Here is an 18,598-nt window from a genome sequence, read left to right as displayed (position 1 = left end):
CTGCATGTGCGTCACCCCTTCCACGGCTGTCCCCCCGCGCGGGGTTCATCGCGACGCCGCCGACGTCGCGCCGCCACGATGAACCCTCGCCTCGTCTCGGCGCGTGTGCAGTGCATGACCACGCTCGATCAGCGCACAGCACCCGGCACGGCAGAGGATCACCGGCGGGCCGAGGAGCCCTTCGTCGCCGCGAGCACCGGCGACATGTGCCGCCTCAGCGTGGTCGGACCGACCTCCCGCGTCGAGCTCGCCGTCCCGTCGCACATCCCGATCGCGGAGTTGCTGCCGACGATCGTGGGCCATCTCGACCCGTCGCTCGCGACACGGGGCCTCGACCACGGGGGGTGGGTCCTGCAACGCCTCGGCCACGCGCCGCTCGACGAAGACCTGGGTACGGCATCCGCGGGGCTCCTCGACGGCGACGTGCTGTTCTTGCGCCCGCGCGCGGCCGCACTCGCCCCGGCGCAGTATGACGACGTCGTCGACGGCGTGCAGTCGGTGCTCGATGCGCGCGATGACGACTGGTCGTCCAGGTCGACGCGCCGATCGGCTCTGGCCGCGACCGTGGTCGCCTCTTCGGCGGCCGTCGTCATCGCCGGCGGCGCCGGCACGATCGCCCCCATCATGGCGGGGGCGCTCGCCCTGGTGCTGCTCGCCGCGGGAGTCCTCGTCGGGCGGCTGTGGGACGACCCGATGGGGGCGGTCCTGACCGGTGTGGGCGTGACCGCAGCCGGCGTCGCGGGCGCGACGGTGCCCGCCGCCCTGTTCCCCGGCGCCGAGGCGTCTGCGCCGGCGATCCTCACGGCGGGAGCCGCCCTGTGGGGGGTCGCGGCGGGCGCGGCGGCCTACGCCCGCGGCGGCGTCCGTCCCGTGCTGTTGGCCTCGACGGGCGCGGCCATGTTGGCGGTCTCCGCCCTGTCTCTGCCGCTCGTGCTCGGTCTCGACCTGGCCGCCGCGGCGGCGATCCTCGTGGTCCTCGCGCTCGGTCTGGCGCGCGGCATCCCGGGGCTCGCCGCGTGGATCGGCGGACTCGCCGTCGATTCCGTGCCGCTGTCGACGGCGGAGTTCCAGACCGGCCTGGACGCCGTCCCGGCCGACGACGTGCAGCGGCGCGCGACGGTCGCGCACCAGACGGCCACCGCCCTGTGGGTCGCCTGGGCCGCCCTGCTGTGTGCGGCGCTGATCGACCTCGCGCTGGTGCGCGAGTGGACCTGCGTGGCCCTGACGGTCGCCGCAAGCGTGGCGGTCGCGCTGCAGGCGAGAGAGCTGCACGCGACGCTGCAACGCGGTGCGGTGCTCGTCGCCGCCGCTCTGCCGGCGGCGGTGCTCGGTGTCGCGCAGGCCGCGGTCCTCGACCCGGTCTGGCAGGTCCTCTCGGTCCTCCTGCTGATCGTCGTCGCCGGCCACGCGTGCGTGCTGGCCCTGGTGCTTCCGCGCACGCGTCTCGCACCGACCTGGGGGCGAGCCGGCGACGTCCTGCACTGGTGCTGCGCCATCGCCGTGCCCGGTCTGATGCTCGCCGTGGCGGGTCTCTTCGATTGGATCGCGGACATCGTGTGAACCATCCTCGGCCGTTCGGCCGTGGTCGAGATGACGGCAGGAAAGGAGAGACGACATGTACGGCAGACGGGATCTCGTCGACGCGCACCTGTTCCTGCGCGGGCGTCTCTCGGCGGCGGTCCTGCGGTCCGACCCCGACTCGCCCGATCGTCCGCTGCGGCGCACGTCGACCGGCATGGGGATCGGCGCCGCCGTCGCGGCGGCCGCAATCGTGGTCGTGGTCGTCCTCAACCTGTTCCTGTTCACGACGAACGACAGCTGGCGCGAGCAGCGCGGCGCGCTCCTCGTCGATGAGACCACCGGTAGCCGCTACGTGCTCATCGACGACGTGCTCCACCCCGTCATGAATCTGGCATCCGCCGCCCTTCTCGTCGGGGGACCGCCGTCCGTCGTCCGCGTCTCGAGTGCGGACCTCGCGTCCATGCCCCGGGGCCGCGCGGTGGGCGTCGAGGGTCTGCCTGACGAACTCCCGTCCGCCTCGTCGCCCGCGCCGACCTGGACCGCGTGCGCTGCCGACGGAACGACGTCTCTGACGATCGGCGGAGCGCCGCGGACCACGCCCCTGGGCGACGGTGAGGGAGCGCTCGTGACATCGGGTGGCCAGCTGTGGCTCCTCTGGGACGGGGTGCGCTCTCGCGTCGAGGAGGCCTGGGCCGCGCGCGCGATCGGCTTCGAGCCGACGCAGGCCACCCCGGTCGAGCCCGCGTGGTTGGACACCATCCCCGATGGTCGCGACCTCGACCTGTCGCCTCTGACGCTCGGCGGGGTCGGACCGGAGATCGCCGGGCAAGGGACCACGCTCGGGCAGGTGATGGATACCGAGGGCGACGGGTCACGCTACGTCGTGACCTCCAGCGGCCTGATGCCCATCACCGAGACGGTCGCGGCGCTGCTCACCGCGGCCCCGGCCTCCGGACTGCCGTCGCCGCGTGCTCTCGATCGGCGCGATCTCGTCGCGGCGCGGATCGCGGATGCTGCGTCGTGGCAGGACGAGCTGCCCCGCACGCCCCCGACGCCGATGGCGCCGGATGCGGCGCCGTGCTCGGTGTGGGCGGACGGACGGACGACCATCGCGTCCGTCGAGACCACCGCGCTCGTCGAGGCAGGCGGGGCCGTCGAGGTCGCCCCGGGCGCCGGGCTCCTCGCCGCCACGGCGGCTGCGCCGGGCGTCAGCGGAATCGGCCTGTACCTCGTCTCGGACGACGGCACCAAGTACCCCGTCGCCGACACCGCCACGGCATCCGCCCTCGGGCTCGACGCCTCTCGATCTCCTGCCGTGCCGGAAGCGCTGCTCGCGCTCCTGCCGACAGGCCCCACGATCGCGACGTAGGAGAGGAGGCGCCCGCAGGTTTCGTATCCACGTCCCCATTCGTTCGAACTCATCCCCTCATCACCCCCGAACAAGGAGAAAGTCATGGCACAGCTCACCGGTTTCGAAGCAGGAACCCTCCAGCAGATCATCAGCCGCACGATGGAGCAGGTCTCCGCAATGGAGGCCGCCCGCGGTCGCGTCGAGGACGCCACCCAGACGATGGCCGCAGCGGCGCGGGCCGAGGCCGGCATCGTGCTGCAGCGCCGGCTCACCGAGTGGCAGAGCGAGTACAGCGACATCAAGAACAAGCTCGACGTCCTGAACACCCAGGTGCAGGCGCTGCTGACGCAGCGCACCAACACCGACGACTCCACCACGTCCAGCGCCGCGGCCTGATCACCCCTTCCCCCCGAAAGGAAAACGCTATGTCCTTCAACGTCGACCTCGTCCAGTTCGAGGTGGCCAACCAGTCGCTCAACAGCTCCTGCCAGGAGGTCGAGCAGATCCTGCAGAACATCTACGACACCATCCGCCCGATGGGCGAGGCCCAGTGGGGCCGCTCGCTGCCCGTGTGGGGCGAGCTGCAGCAGCGCTGGAACGTCGAGTACGAGGAGGTCCAGCAGGCGGGCCTCAACATCAAGAACGCCGCCATCCGCGTTCGCGAGGAGTTCTTCGACGGCGACGTGCGCGGCGCGGCCGTCTTCAACTGAGCACGACGGGGTACCCGCCGTCGGCGGGTACCCCGTGACCCCGACGAGAGGAGAAATCGTGGCAGATGACGGCACCCGCGTCGCCTTCGATCGCGAACAGTACAAGCAGGTCAAGGCGCTGGTCCAGGACGTCGAGACCACCACGGACGACGCGCTGTACGGCACGGACGGTTACGCCATCAGCTCGGATCTGCGTGCCCAACCCGTCGAGGCGCGATGGGAGGCTGCCGCGCAGGTCGGCAACACCGTCTCGGCGCTCGCCGGTCAGGTGCGTTCGTTCACGGACACCTTCACCGAGAAGACGTTGCCCGAGTTCCGCGACCAGCTGGACAAGGCGGAGCAGCTCTTCGAGGAGACCGACGATCTGAGCGCGGTGCAGGCCCAGGCCTGACCGAGAACCCACCCCGAGAACCCCCTGCGAACAAGGAGACGACATGGCCGAGGACGAGACCACCACGGGCTCAGGCGACCACGGAGCGACGGGCGCAGGGGGTTCGACGAGCGGGTCCACCGCGACGGGGGACATGGGGTTGGAGGCGCTCCTCGCGCTTGTCGCGGGTGTGGAGGACAGTGGACTGGCGACGGTGCTCGACGAGCTGCAGGCCGCCGAGAACGGATGGATCGGCGGGACGCCCGGCGGAGCGGGCCGTGACGACTGGTCGGCGGACATGCGGTACGGATACTTCCATTACGAGGACAACGTCCGCACGTACGAGCTCATCAACAACCCGGACTCCGGCGTCCGTTTCGCCGACGCCTTCCAGGCGCTGAGGAACAACGTCGCCAAAGTGGCCAGTGACAACGGCCCGGGGCTCAGCGCCCGGCGATCCGATACGGCGGCCGCCCTGTTCGAGACGTTCACGTCGGTGATCGGGCAGAACGCCGAGGAGATCTCCGCGCGCGCGACGGCGCTCGGTGCAGAGGACTCGTCCATCCGCGGCTCGGCGGCGACGGCCCTGCTGGCGCAGCTCACCGCACAGCAGAAATCACTCGCCTCCCTGCACCGCCAGCTCACCGATGACGGCGGCGTCGGGGCCAACCTGCGGACCGTGGCCGAGGCGGTACGCACCTTCGAGACATCCGTGCAGAACACGTGGAACCAACACCAGGAGGCCATCGCCAATCGTGCGGCGCAGGCCAAGTCGGCGGTGATGGAGGACATCGTCCGGTACATCGAGGAAGCCGACCGCGCCTGGCGCGCCGGGGCGAAGGGACGCAACGGCATGTCGGTCGAACATGCCAAGGGCGTCTTCGCCGCCTACACCTGGGGCGACCGCGCACAGCTCGCCCCGCCGGGGTTCACCGGCGTCGGTGGAGATCTACGGAGCCCGTCGACGTACGGCCCCATCAACCGCGCGATCTCGCAGTCCGTGCGCGACGTCCTCGCGACGGCCGCGGCCGAGGTCTACGCGGCACAGCAGACCCTCGAGACGGCCATGCGATCGTCGTTGCGGGCTCTCAAGCAGATGCAGGATCCGACCGCGATGCCGGAGGACCCGTCTCTTCTCTACCCGGGAGGGAACGGAGTAGGCGGGGACGGCTCGGGCGGGGGCGGTGGCGGTGCCTCGGGTAACGGCGACGGTGTGTTCGGCGATGGTCCGGGTGGCGGCGCGGGTGCCTCGGGTAATGGCGACGGGGTTTTCGGTTCCGGTCCCGGCGGCGGCGCGGGTGCCTCGGGCAACGGCGACGGGGTTTTCGGTTCCGGTCCCGGCGGCGGCGCGGGTGCCTCGGGCAACGGCGACGGGGTCTTCGGTTCCGGTCCCGGTGGTGCCGGCGGCGGTGCGGCAGCGGGAGTCGGCGGTGGGGGCGCGGGCTCGGCGGGCGGAGCCGGTGTCGATGGCGGCTTCGGCGCAGTCGGCGACGGTACGGGTCCGGGCGGCGCCGGTGCCTTCGGCGGGTCCGGATCCGGCGGCGTGCGCGGGTTCGGCGCAGAAGGCGCAGGCGGCGGCGCGGGGACCGGCTCGTGGTCCACCGGCGATGTCGGGAGTGGTCAGGGTATCGGTGGCGTGGGTGTCGTGGGCACACCCGGGGGCGGCGGGGGTGGCTTCGGCGGCGCGCGCGGGACCAACAGCGGATCAGCCGGCCGACGACCCGGGACGAGCGACGGTGCCTACGACGACGGGGCTTCGCTGATTCCGGACGACGTGACCATGCCCGACCTCGACGAACCGGCGGCGGACTTCGCCGGGCTCACGGCCCCCACCGAGTCCGGAGGCGGCGCCGGTGTGAACGGATCGACGTCGGCGCCGGGAGCCGCCCTTCCCGATCTCGGGTCTTCGGGCGCGGGCGCCGGCGGCGGTGCCGGCTGGACGGCCCCCGGAGCGACCGCCGGCGGTGCGGGTCTCGGAAGTGGCGTCGGCACGGGCGCCGGCAGCACGGACTCCGATTGGTCGACGGGCGGCGCCGGGTTCGGCAACGACGTCGGTGCGGATTCCGGCGGCGCGGACGGTCTCGGCTCCGACTGGGCGTCGGGCGGCAGCGGCTCGGGCGTGGGCGGCGCTGCCGGTGCGGGTTCTGCCGGTGTCGGTGTCGGCTCCGACGGGGCGTCGGGCGGTGTCGGCGCAGACTGGTCGACCGGGGGAGCCGGGTTCGGGAACGACCTCGGCGCGGGTTCCGGCGGTGCGGCGGGCTCCGGGGCGGACTGGTCGACCGGCGGTGGCGGTGCCGACTTCGGCGATGGTGTCGGTGCGGGTTCTGATTGGTCGTCGGGCGGTGCGGGTGCGGGTGGTTCCGGCTCAGACTGGTCGACGGGCGGTGCGGGTGCGGGTGGTTCCGGCTCGGACTGGTCGACGGGCGGTGGCGGTGCCGGTTTCGGTGATGGCGTCGGTGTCGGTGCCGGCGTGGGTTCTGACTGGTCGACGGGCGGTGCGGGCTCGGGCGCTGGTGCCGGTGCGGGCTCCGACTGGCTTCCCGGTGGCGGTGGCGCCGGGGACGACTGGGCGGCCGGTGGCGGTGCCGGTATCGGGCAGGACGGCGGCGCCGGCTTCGACTGGTCGCCCGGACGAGGAGTGGATCTCACCCCCGGTGTCGGCGCGGACGCGAGCGATTTCGCCGCGGGCGGCGGTGCGGGCTTCGGGGGCAGCGGTGGCGCGAGCGACCTCCCGAACGTCGGCGGTGGCGGATACTCGCCCGGCGGAGGCGTCGGCGGGGCCGGCATGCTCGGGGACGCCGGCTCGGGCATCGCCGGCTCAGGCGGCGGAGCGGGCGACGCCGCGTCCTTCGGCGCCCCCGGCGGCGGCGCCGGCGGAGACACCTGGGGCGCGACCGACGGCGTCCGCGGTCAGGACGACTTCGCCGCGGGCGGCGGTGCGGGCGGTAACGGAGCCGTCAACGGCGGCGCGGCCGGCGGCGGAGGGATGGGCGGCGGAGGGATGCCGATGATGCCCATGTCGCCGCAGGCGCAGGCGTCGCGGGACCGCGACCGGGAACGCAACACCTGGCTCGCCGAAGACGAGTCCGTCTGGGGCACGACCAACGTGGACGGCAACGGGGTCGTCGGCCTCGGCGAGGAGCGCGAGCCGGTGCAACCGGCGCACGTCCCGGCCGGTGTGGCTGCCGGACGCGCGCCCGTCGCGGGCAGGCGCGCCGAGTCCGGCGCGTCCGAAGAGGCTGCGGTGGCGCAGCAGAAGGGATCATGATGCAGTTCACCGGAGACGACATCGAGCAGATGATGACGGAAGTGCGCCAGACGCACGCCGATCTCGCCGCCCGCGCCGCCGACATCGACGCGCTGACGGCGACCGCGACGTCGAAGGACCGTGTGCTGAGCGCCACGGTGGATGCGCGAGGTGTGCTCACCGATCTGCGGATGACCGGCCAGTCGTGGCGCGAGCTCGCACCGAAAGAACTGTGCGCCAAGATCGTCGCCGTCGTCGCGCAGGCGCAGCGCGAGGTTCAGGAGCGCGGTCGGCTTCTTCTCGCCGAGGGCGGACCGGACGGCCTCGATCCCGCGGCGGGACTGCCGACCGCGGATGAGATGACGGCCATGATGCAGACCATGGTCGACCAGCTGCAGGGCGGTCGCCATGAGCGATGACCGCTTCGCCGCCGACCCCGACCGGATGCGTCAGAGCGCGCGACGGATCAGCGCCCTCCACAGCCGGGTGCGGGGTCTGTCCGCGACCGTCGAGCAGCTGGCATCCCGTTATCCGAGCGCGGCGGGCGACGGCGACTTCAAAGAGTCGTACGACGCGAACTACTTGCCGGCAGCCGAGGCCGCCCGCGCGTTCACCGCGCAGCTCGCGACCTCCGTCGAGGAACTCGCCCAGGACACGGCGACGGTGGCCGGCGAGTTCGCCGAGACGGAGAACGTCGCCGTGCGCGAGAGCCGACACCAGAAGTAATCGGCCGGAGACCGGCTCGGCGGGACGTCCGCCGGGCGATCGAGGAAGGGGGACGCGATGGCGCTCATGGTCAGCAACGAGGCCGCGAATCTCTTCCTCGTGCTCGCGGGAGAGCGCTTCCCGATGGCGAACGAGGACCAGCTGCGCGACCTCGCGCGGGGCTGGCAGCTGGCCGCTCGCGAGCTCAGCGATCTCGACGGCGACCTGCGCCGCGATCTGATGGCGACGCAGCGTGGCTTCACCGGCAGAAGCCGCGACGCGTACGACCAGTACATCGTCTCGCTCACCGAGGGCGACGCGCTGCGGGAGGTCGCCGAATCGATGCTCTCGAGCTCGCAGTTCCTCAGCAAGCTCGCGCTCGACGTCGAGTACACGAAGTACACCCTGATCGGCGCCCTGATCGCGCTCATCGCCGAGATCGCCTGGGCGATCGCCATGGCGGTGCCGTCGTTCGGGTCGTCGATGGCCTGGCTCGCCGCGCGCAAGGCGATGTACTCCATCCTGTTCCGTACGGTGCTGCGCAAGCTCCTCGCCGAGATCGCGAAAGGGGCGGCGTTCAACGTCCTGAGCGAGGTCGCCATCGACGCGGTCGCGCAGCTCGCGCAGATGGCGGAGGGCAATCGCACCGACTGGGACGGTGACAAGACCTCCGGTGCAGCGGCGGGAGGCGCTCTCGCGGGCATGTTCGGCGGCGCCGTCATCGTCGGTGGCGCGGCGATCGGCAAGGGCCTCGGCAAGGGCGCCGGGGACATCGCCGTGCCCGGACCGGGTAAGGGGGTGGGCGGCGATGCTCTCGACGCCGTGCCGAGCCCGAGCGGGGGTCCGACGCCGACCCCGCGTCCGACGCCGAGCCCGAGTCCGGCGCCCAGCCCGACGCCGCCCACCCCGACGCCCAAGCCGGGGCCGGCGCCCACCCCGACGCCGGGCGGCTCGGGGCCGTCACCGGTGCCCTCGGCGACGGGAGCGGGGCCACGGCCGCACGGCTGGCGAGAGACCGGTCAGGGCATCGTCACGGACTTCGCCGGCGAGGCGTTCGTCGAGGTGATGACGGAGGGCACGTACAACGCCATTCAGGGACAGGGGTTCGATGTCAGCGCCGGCGGAGTGATGTCGGCGGCGTCGTCGAGCATCGGCACCGGTCTCGGCGAGGCAGCCGGATTCCACCTCGGCGGCGGGTCCGCCCAGGACGGCGGGGATGCCACGGGCGAGGGGACGAGCGCGGATGATCGATCCGGCGCGATGTCCGAAGGCGGCGCAGCGAGTTCCGCCGCGGGGCCGATGACGAACCCCGCCTCGGGCTCGGGCACGGGTGTGGGACGAGCCCCGGGTCCGGCGGCGACGCCCGTCGCGGGCGTGGGCACGGGGCCGGGCAGACGCCCGGCGAGCGACGCGGTCGGTGGCCCGGCAGCCGACCCCGACCGTGCCGCGGCGGCACCGGAACGCGGGCAGAGCTCTCCCGGGACTCAGCCACCCTCCGGGGCGACGATGCCGCCCGTGCCGCGGGGGGAACGGCCGCACGCCGAGTCCTCGATGGGGGCGGCGGCACAGACCGATTCGGCCGCTTCGCGCCCCGTGGCATCCGCGCCCTTCGGACAGCCCTCGTCGGCACCGGATCCGGTCGGTCCGCCCGCGACGCCGGGCGCCGGTCAGGAGGCGACGGCGGACCCCGGGAGCTCCGACCGGCCCGGAGCGCCGACCGATCCGCGCGCGACGCCCGGTGGAGGTCCGTCGGGCGATGACGGCGAGACGGCGACCGGTCCGACGGCGCCGCCCGACTCGGCGACGGCCTCCGGTGTCGATGCACGGCCGGCTCCCGCTCGCCCCTCGGACGCGGTGACGCCCGGCTCTGCGGCGACGCCGGGCTCTGCGGCGACGCCGGATTCCGCGGGGACGCCGGGTCCTGCGGCGACGCCGAACCCAGCGGCGACGGACACGACCGGTCCGGCGGACGCGGCAGCCGGCCCCGCGACGTCGGGCGCTCCGGGGCGCGGCGAGGCGGTCGCCGAGACGCCCGTCCCGGCACCGGCCGACGCGGCCGCGCCCGGCGAGACGATCGCCGAGGTGACCGAGCCCGATCCTGCCGAGACGCCCGCCCCTGTCGTGACGCCAGGCCCGCCGCCTGCGCACGCAGCGACTCCCGACACGGCGCCGGTCGACGGGTCGACGCCGGGACCCGCGGTGACCCCGGCGCCAGGACAGGCGGATCCGGCGACGGTCAACCCGGGGGCTACCCCCGGTGCGGAGCCTTCGGACACGGCGCCCGCGGACACGACGACTCCCGGGCCGTCGCCGTCCGGCGCGTCCACGCCGGGCTCTGCGGCGGCACCCGTCTCGACGCCGGAGCCGGACCAGCCCACCTCTGAGCCGGCAGCGACGCCCGGGCCGGCGACGCCCGATGCGGCGGCGCCTCGACCCGAGGTGACTCCGGCGCCGGCGCCGGCGGACGCGTCGACGCCCGCACCGGAGACGTCTGACACGGCGACCTCCGACCCGACGCCGGCCGATGCATCGACACCGGGACCGGTGCGGACGCCGACACCGGGACAGGCCGAAGCCGCGACGCCCGAGCCGGGGGCCACTCCCGACGCGCCGCCTTCGAACACGGCGCCTTCGAACCCGGCGCCTTCGAACCCGGCGCCCTCGGACCCGGCGCCTTCGAACGCGGCGCCGGCGGACACGACGACGCCCGGGCCGGCGACGTCCGACGCGTCGACGCCTCGACCCGTCGTGACGCCCGATCCGGCACCGGTCAACTCGAGCCCCGGACCCGTGGGGACGCCCGGCCCGGCGCCGACGGAGACGGCGACGCCCAGCTCGACGGCGACGCCGGGGCCCGCGGCGACGGGCCCAGGAACGGCCGGCCCGTCGACGACGCCGGACCCGGGGGCTGACACCGCGACGCCCTCCGCCACGGCGACGCCCGACCCGTCCACCCGGTCCGATCCGGCCCCCGGCCCGGCAGCGGACGGTGCGCAGCGGGGGACACCGCACGACGGTGATCGCCCGCACACCGACGACCTCACCGCCGCACCCCTGTCGTCCGACGGCGGGTCGGACACGTCGCGCCCGACGGTCGATGAGGTCGGGCCCGACCGCCGCGCGGGGGATTCCCCAGCAGACGGGCGGGAGACGGCCGATGCGTCGCCGGCGGCTTCGTCCGCGGTGGCTCCCGGCCGCGCACGGCCCGCGGGAGACCCCGCGCCCGTTTCCGCGGCGGATCCGGCGGTGGCCCCGAACGGCTCGCCGGGTGAGGCGACGGCATCCGATCCCCGTCCGGGTCGCGCGGAGGCGGCCGACGATTCGGCAGGCATCGCTTCGGGAGGGCCGGCCCTCGCGCCGACGGCCACGCCGCGCGTGGACGCACCGGCGCCCACCTCGGGAACGGTCGCACCGGCACGGCACACCGCCCCGACGAACGCGGCATCGGGAGCCCCGCAGCCGAAGGCGCCGGCGACCGTCCCGTCGTCCGCGCGGCCGACGACGTCGTCGCCGCCCGCACGGCCCCCGGCGCCGACCGCGCTGCCGTCTGCCCTCCCGGCGTCTTCGCCGGCGCCGGCCCCGACGCCGGCGCGCGTCACGCCGGCGCGCGCGGCCGCCGGTACGGCTTCGAGGCAGCCGAAAGCGGCGCGGCAGGACGCGGGCGGCACCCCGCAGCCGGGACCCGGGCCGGCGAGCACGCGCCCGGCGGTGCCCGTGGTCGCGTCTTCCTCGTCGGCACGCCCCCCGGCGGCGACGCCTGCGTCGTCGGAGGGCCCGGCGGCGCCGACACCCTCCTCTCCGCCCCCGCCGCCTCCGCTGCCGAATCGCGCGCCGCGGACGCCCGCCGCGGCGACCGCGGGCCCCTCGCGGACCCGCCGCCGCCCGACTCCGCAGCCTCCGGCACCGGATCCGCGACGGTCCGCCGCGAGCGACGAGGGCTGGCGGCACGCGCCCGCTGCGACGGCGACGTGGTCGGACCCCTCGAACCCCCTCCGCGAGTCGGACTGGCGCCCCCGGCTGGCGTCCGCGACGCCGCACCGCGTCGACCAGACCGCTTTCGACGTGCGCGCCGATGGCCGGACGGGGCGGCTCGACCGCTTCGAGGGACGCATCGCCTACGACCGAGCGCGCGTCATCGTCCCCGACGGTCGGGCGATCCAGGTCTACACCGTGCGCGTGCACCTGGTGCGAGGGACGGGCGTCACCGACGCCGAAGTCACCGCCGCGCAGGACCGCGCTCGGGCGAGCGTGACGACCATCGTCAATCGCGGATATCGGCTTCCCAGCGGCGATCAGATGCATCTCGACGTCGAGTTCACCCCCACCGCCGCCACTGCGCACGCCACCGTGCGGGTCGTCGCCGGCGTCGACGAGGTGGGGACGACCGGCCGGGGGCCGGACGGGCAGCCGGTCACCGCCACGGACCAGCGGACGTGGCGGACGGATGAATCCGGTGCGGTGTTGACGCACGAGCTGCTGCATTTCCTCGGCCTCGCCGACGAGTCGGTCGACACGCGGCGCGTTCTGCTGCAGGACCCCACGCGCAGCGGCGTGAGCAGCGACACCGGGATCATGGGCGATGCGGTCCATCGCGGCGGCGCAACGGTGTATCCGCGGCACCTCTGGGCGATCGAGCGCATCGCCGACGGCGAGCATCAGCTACCCGACAGGCAGTACCCGGCGAATGAGATCCTCCAGGGGCAACCGCTGCCCGTCTCTGCCATCGGTGATCCGCGCGACCTACGGAGGCAGGTCGCCCGTCACCTGCGCGTGCGCCCCGAACGCGTCTCCCGTTCCCTGGGACTGCGAGACGAGTCGACGGCGGCGGAGGTCGCTGCCGCATGGCGCGACGTGCTCGCTTCCGGGGTCATCACGGTCGACGGGCGCACAGCCGTGGTGCACCGCACCGACGTGCGCATGCCGGCCGTGACACCGACGGCTCCGTCGGCGAAACCGGTGGCGACCGACGACGCTCCCGCGGCCGCCAAGCCCGAGGCGCAGGCCGAGGACGTCTTCTCGCGCACGCAGAACGTGGAACTCGGGGCGAAGGAGTCCCTGAGCACCTCCCATCAGGTGGCAGGGCAGGTGACGGTGGCCGCGGGCTTCGGGCCCGGGTATCCCGCCGTGACCTTCGGCCTGGGCGTCGGTACGGGCTCCGACCTCGGCATCAAAACGACGCTCAGCGACACGGCGACCCCGGCGACCGCACCGACACCCGCGCACGCCACGGTGTCGCTGACGCTCACGACGGACGCCAGGACGACACCCCTCCGCGTCGACATGAGCCTGTCGATGCCCGAGCTGGAGCACACCGTGCCCCATGCGACCCCGCAGCGCGGACGCGCGCCCGGCGCGCCCGCCGACGCGCGAAGCGCCGACCTCCGCGGCATCCGTCCCCAGCGTGTCACCCATCTCGACACCGCCGCGGTCCGTCCGACGTCGCAGAGAGACGTCGATGCGCTCACGAGCCTGCTCACGGCCTCGGGCGAGGCGACGGCGAAGGGCGACTCCCTGACGTTCTCGGTGGATGCCGGAGCGCCGCAGGTCACCTTCCGCGGAGTGTCCGCGGGGTCGAGCAAGACCGGGAGCAGCACCGCCTTCTCCTCGGGCTGGTCGAAGAACAACGAACTGAACGCCACGATCGGTGCGCGCGGGCGCGTGCGCAGCTTCTTCCGCACCGGCGGCGGCCTGACCGTGACGCTGAGCGGCCAGTACGGCGGTTCGAAGGAGCTGAAGCACTCCAGCTCCCGCAGCGACGACGACAAGCTGGCCGTCTACACCCTCTCCCGCACGGTCCGGGTGGCGTCGGGTCGCGGCGCTCCGCAGCCGGTCGAGGTGCGCACGACGTTCTCGGTGCCGATCGCCGACGCCGCGGCGCGCGGGCTGTGGATGCCGGATGCCGTTACCCCCGCCAACGGCAACGCACCGTCCGTGACTCCGGGCACCGACACCGCCTTCGATCCATCGAAGGACTCCTTCGTCTCGGCGCCCCCGGATCTGGCGGACCAGATCTCGACGGGACTCGGGCTGTCGGAGAAAGGCGCCGGTGCCGTTGCGGGGCGGTTCGACGGAGACGCCGGCAAGGCCTCACTGCACGACGCCGCCACCGGCGGGGCGACCATCAGCTGGCAGGAGGGCGGCCGGACGCACCGTGTCACGGTGCGGGCCGACATCGCGCTCACCGATGCGGACGACACCACCGCCAGCGTCCCGTCCAAGCGCGAGGAGTCCCTCGCGAGCAAGCGCGAGATGACGGTGGACTCCAAGCGCGGTCAGCGCTTCACCTTCGGGGGGCTTCTGCTCGCCGCGTCCGGGGCTCCGGCGACGAGCGCACTCGGCCCGGATTGGGGTCGGGCCTCCGCCCAGGTGTCCGCCGGGCACCAGCGTTCGGTCAAGAGCTCGGCATCCCAGGCCCTGAAGGAGACGCGCGCGGCGTCCGGTGACACGCCCGCGGCGTACCATCCCACCCGCACGACCCTGCGAGTGGTGCACGAGTCGACCGCGGATGCGAACGTCTTCCAGCGCGCCCTCGCGGGCGGAAGGCTCCTCGGAAGCGGTCCGGCGAGCAGCCGGCACCGTGCGGAGACGCCGAATGCCGGCCGGTCGATCCCGGTGAGCGGGGTCGTCGTGCGTCGTCCCCAGCTGGACGGCGGCGCGCCGACCTCCGCGGGCGGACGCACCCTCGTGGGGGCGGTTCACGACAGCGCCTTCCGCGCGGTCGACGTCGCGGCTCTCGGCCCCTTCGCCAAGGTCGAGCGCATCCACGGGCACGAGGTGCACGCCGACGTGCTCGAGGCCGCCCTCTCCAAGCGCGGCGACCTCACCCACGGGCCCGGCGCGCGACACCGCCGCATCTGGGGCAGCGGCAACTTCTCGAGCTGGGGCCCGCTGACCTTCGGCACCACGACCCGCACCCACGCCCTCACCCGATCGCCCTTCACCAAGCCGGGCGAGGTCACGGCGTCGGCCGTCGCGGCGCTCGCCTCCGACGCCGGACTCCGCACGATCGCGAACGCCGGGCTCGGCGGTCGCAGCGTGTCGACCGGCGACATGACGCTCACCGGCAAGCTCGGCGACCTGCGCGGGTCGGTCGAGGTGACGCAGCGCCTGGGCAACCCGACGTTCGTCACCTCCCGGCAGGACCGTACGCTGACGCGCGGCTCGGGGGAGGACCGGAGCGTCGGGACATCGCGGGAGTGGAACGTCGGCTTCGGCGGCGACGCGATGCTGCGTGCGGTGGTGCCGGGCTCGAAGAACCGGTTCGTCATGCAGGCGGGGCTCAAGGCGGGGTACACCTACGGGCGGTCCGCCGACCACAGCCTGTCGACCGGCAGATCGACGGAGCGCAGCCGGACGGGGGAGACCGTCGTCGTCCGCTTCGACGCCGAACGCACCTACGCACCCACCCTGGAGCTGCGCCGGTGGCGGTGGCGTCGGGGGTTCGCCAACCCGTCGTACACCCGCTACGAGCCGGCGTCCGTGGACGTCGAGCTGCCCGCTGCTGAGGCCGCGAAGCTGCTGCTCGCGCACGGCGTCGCCCTGCCGCCCGCACTGAGCGCGCACACGCCCGCGGCCACGACGTCGGGACCGACCGCCCCGTCGCCCGCACCGGTGGACACCGGGGCGTCGGCGGGGCCGAGCACGACAGCGTCGGCCGGCCCGAGCACGGCGGTATCGATTCCTCCCGTGGGGAGTCCGGACGGCTACGAGATGACCCCCCTGCCTCGCGCGCAGCCGTCGCGCGGTGATGGGGCCGTGTCGACGAACGCCCCGAGCGCACCGACGACCCGCGACCCCCTCGCTCCGTACCGCGACGACTCCGACGCCGTCGTCGGGCACAGCACGGTCTCGGCGCAGGACCTCGACTCCATGGATGCCACCTGGCGGCCGCGTGGCGTCGGCGACGCGGATCGCGGACTCATCGCCGCCGAGGTTCGTCGTCTGCTCACCGAGGCGCCGGGCTCCGGGTTCCTCCGCGATGCGATCGTCGGACCCAACCGGGTCACGATCCCGCTCCCGGGAGGCTCGTTCAGCCAGCGCACCGCGACGATCGAGGTCACCGTCGCTCACCGACCGGATCCGACGGATGCCGAGAATCGGACGACCCTGACGGGGGAGAAGCTGTCGACGGACCGGTCGCACGGCGTCGCCGGTAAGCGCAGCAGCTTCCACGCCGTCGACGTCGGTGCCGACGGCCGACTCGGTTTCAACACGCGCGCGGATGCCGACATCGACCACCCGGGCGCGGAGATCGCCCCGCAGCACGACGTGACCGTGTTCAACCGTCGATGGGACAAGAGCGCGTCCGAGCCGGTGTCGCCGACGGTGACCGTCACCGCCGAGCACGAAGCACTGGAGCAGCATCACATCCCCGTCACCTTCGATGTGAACGTCAGGATCCACGAGCACGTCAGCGGTGCCGTCGACGCGATGCTGCCGCGCAGCATCACCGAGGGAACGCATCAGACCCTTCCCCCGCTCTCGTTCACCGGTTCTCTCGACATCCTCGAGCCGCAGAACTCACCGGAGGCGATTGCGTCCGCGCCGCCCGCGCCGAGCGCGAAGCAGTTCCGTCTGCCGGCGGCGGGAGCCTGGCGACCCGTGCGGTGGGACCACACGGGAGGCGACGCCATCCGGGCTGCCGTGCACGCGCGACTCGGGTCGCTCGGTGCCGAGCGGCCGGGCGACGTCTACGACGAGGCGCTGCGTGTGTCGATCTCGGACGGCTCACTCTTCGCCGCGCTCCCGCGGATCGTCTCGGGCGAGACGTTCCGCTCCGACGACCTCATCGCCCGCCGCGGCGCCTTCCGCGACGTCCGGTCCCACGTCTCGGTCTCCGGCGCGCTCGTGGCGCCGTCGATCCGGTTGGACACGACCGCGCCGGAGACGACGCTGAAGCACTCGATCGACCTCGGCACCGGTACAGCAGCCGGGCGCAAGCAGGCGGACGAGACGGGCGCGACCCTGCAGTTCGGCATGTTCGGCGAGACCGACGGCGGCTTCGCTTTCGGGGGGTTCACGCCGTCGTGGAAGGTGTCTTCGAGTCGGACGGGCGAACAGGGGGAGGACGTCAAGACCTCCGAGAAGATCACGCACAAGGGCCGGTCGTTCATCGTCGACGCGCACCTGCGGTTGAAGGTGGATGCGGGGACCTCGACCGTCGTGAGCAACGACGGCGAGCGGCGACCGGACGAGATCGACGTGCCCGTCGTGCTGCAGGTATGGGAGCAGCAGCTGGGCGCCCTCGATCTCGCGGTGCCCGCCGACCTCACGGGCGACGAGGCCCGTGACGCCGACGCTGCGCGCGAGGCCGCCACGGCGGCGGCGCGTGAAGACGAGGCTCGCGACGCGCGTGAGGCGGCCCGGGGGCGGGCGCGAGACGCGGAGGATCGGGTCGAGCGGGAACGTCGGGCCGAGGAGGATCGCGAGCGTCGCGAGGCGGAGGCGAAGCGCAGGGCCGAGGAGGAGCGTGAGCGTCGCGAGGCGGAGGAGAAGCGCAAGGCCGAGGAGGAGCACGAGCGTCGAGAGGCGGACGCGAAGCGCAGGGCCGAGCAGGAGCGCAAGGCCGAGGCGGAGCGGAAGGTCGGGCAGGAGCGCGAGCGTCGCGAGGCCGAGGAGAAGCGCAAGGCCGAGGAGGAGCGCAAGGCCGAGGAGGAGCGGAAGGCCGAGCAGGAGCGCGAGCGTCGGGAGGCGGAGGCGGAGCGCAAGGCCGAGGAGCAGCGTGAGCGTCGCGAAGCCGAGCAGAAGCGCGAGCGTCAGGAGACGGAGCGCAAGGCCGCGGAGGAGCGTGAGCGTCGCGAAGCCGAGGAGAAGCGCAAGGCGGAGGCGGAGCGCACGGCCGAGGCGGACGCGGAGGCGAAGCGGAAGGCCGAGGCCGAGCGGAACGAACTCGAGGAGAGACAGCGCCGGCACGACGAGGACCAGCGCCGGCACGACGACGAGACGGCCGCCGAGGACGCTCAGACGGATGCCGAGGACGACAGCTCCGCGCGCGATGACGACGGCTACGAGGCCGACGACGAGTCCGACGTCGGCTGGGGCTCGGACGACGGCGACGACGACCGCGAGTCGACCTCCGTCCCCGACGATGCGTCGGTCCCGTCGGTTCCGCCGATCCTGGGCGTCCCGGGCGTCCCGGCCCCAGCTGTCCCGGCCCCGGTCATCTCGGGTGCGCCGACGCCGCCCGGACCCGGCGGTCCGCCGCGGACTGCCCCGGTCGACGACACCGACTCCGAATACGCGACAGCCCCGAGCGAGCAGCCGTCCGACGCGGAGTACGTCACGGCGGCAGAGCCCGAGGTCGACGAGCCGCCCTCCCGTCCCGCACCGCCGCGGCCCCGCGCCACGACACCGTTCCCCGTAGCGCCTCCACCGCCCTCGTCGGCTCCGGTCGATGGCATCCCGGATCTTCCGTCACCCGCCGCTCAGGCTTTCCTCCCGTCGCCGGGCGACCTCCGCGATGCACCTCAGCCGCGCGCGATGTGGATCCCCGACGCGCCGATGTCGGGGTACGTGCCCGAGGAAGAGGACGAGCACGAGGACGACGGCGTCCTGCTTCCCGATGGCACGACCACCGGCGACGGTTCGGTCTTCGACGCCCAGGCCTTCTTCGACGACGCGCTCGCGGGAATGAGCGCACCAGCCGGGAGTGCCACGACCAGATGAACCCTGCGCGCCTCCTCGCCCGTGGTCGA

9 protein-coding genes are annotated in these 18,598 nt (G+C 73.8%); all 9 read left to right on the top strand.

The genetic code is table 11. The features are described from left to right. Positions 1-114: 114 nt before the first annotated feature. The 9 genes from eccD to MTE01_RS04610 all read left to right on the top strand — a co-directional run bounded on the left by eccD (position 115) and on the right by MTE01_RS04610 (position 18,569). Positions 115-1,560, top strand: a complete 1,446-nt coding sequence (gene eccD / locus MTE01_RS04650; RefSeq protein WP_170210610.1) for a type VII secretion integral membrane protein EccD — start codon at positions 115-117, stop codon at positions 1,558-1,560. Positions 1,561-1,615: 55 nt separating this feature from the next. Then, complete coding sequence (gene eccB / locus MTE01_RS04645) at positions 1,616-2,890, top strand: type VII secretion protein EccB (protein WP_141375981.1); 1,275 nt, start codon at positions 1,616-1,618, stop codon at positions 2,888-2,890. Between the two features lie 84 nt (positions 2,891-2,974). Beyond that, positions 2,975-3,268, top strand: a complete 294-nt coding sequence (locus MTE01_RS04640) for a hypothetical protein (protein WP_103206313.1) — start codon at positions 2,975-2,977, stop codon at positions 3,266-3,268. A 29-nt stretch (positions 3,269-3,297) separates the two neighbouring features. Further along, positions 3,298-3,582 carry a hypothetical protein gene (locus MTE01_RS04635; protein WP_103206314.1) on the top strand — a complete coding sequence of 95 codons (285 nt, stop codon included), beginning with the start codon at positions 3,298-3,300 and terminating at the stop codon, positions 3,580-3,582. Between the two features lie 58 nt (positions 3,583-3,640). Next, positions 3,641-3,973: a hypothetical protein gene (locus tag MTE01_RS04630; protein ID WP_103206315.1), complete on the top strand. Its 333-nt coding sequence runs from the start codon at positions 3,641-3,643 to the stop codon at positions 3,971-3,973. A gap of 43 nt (positions 3,974-4,016) precedes the next feature. Further along, a complete protein-coding gene (locus MTE01_RS17430) occupies positions 4,017-7,220 on the top strand; it encodes a hypothetical protein (protein WP_141375979.1) in 3,204 nt (1,067 codons plus the stop codon). Continuing rightward, positions 7,217-7,618, top strand: coding sequence for a YbaB/EbfC family nucleoid-associated protein (locus MTE01_RS04620; protein ID WP_116238980.1), 402 nt, complete (start codon positions 7,217-7,219; stop codon positions 7,616-7,618). The genes MTE01_RS17430 and MTE01_RS04620 overlap by 4 nt, the downstream gene beginning before the upstream one ends. Then, positions 7,608-7,925: a hypothetical protein gene (locus tag MTE01_RS04615; RefSeq protein ID WP_141375978.1), complete on the top strand. Its 318-nt coding sequence runs from the start codon at positions 7,608-7,610 to the stop codon at positions 7,923-7,925. The genes MTE01_RS04620 and MTE01_RS04615 overlap by 11 nt, the downstream gene beginning before the upstream one ends. Before the next feature lie 57 nt (positions 7,926-7,982). Then, positions 7,983-18,569 (top strand): WXG100-like domain-containing protein, encoded by a 10,587-nt coding sequence (locus MTE01_RS04610; protein WP_141375976.1) that lies wholly within the window; start codon positions 7,983-7,985, stop codon positions 18,567-18,569. The last annotated feature ends 29 nt before the right edge of the window (positions 18,570-18,598 follow it).

Source organism: Microbacterium testaceum (genome assembly GCF_006539145.1).
In the GTDB taxonomy this organism is placed as follows: Bacteria; Actinomycetota; Actinomycetes; order Actinomycetales; family Microbacteriaceae; genus Microbacterium; species Microbacterium testaceum.
Note: the sequence above shows the minus strand (reverse complement) of the source record. Positions and strands in the feature narration are given on the sequence as shown.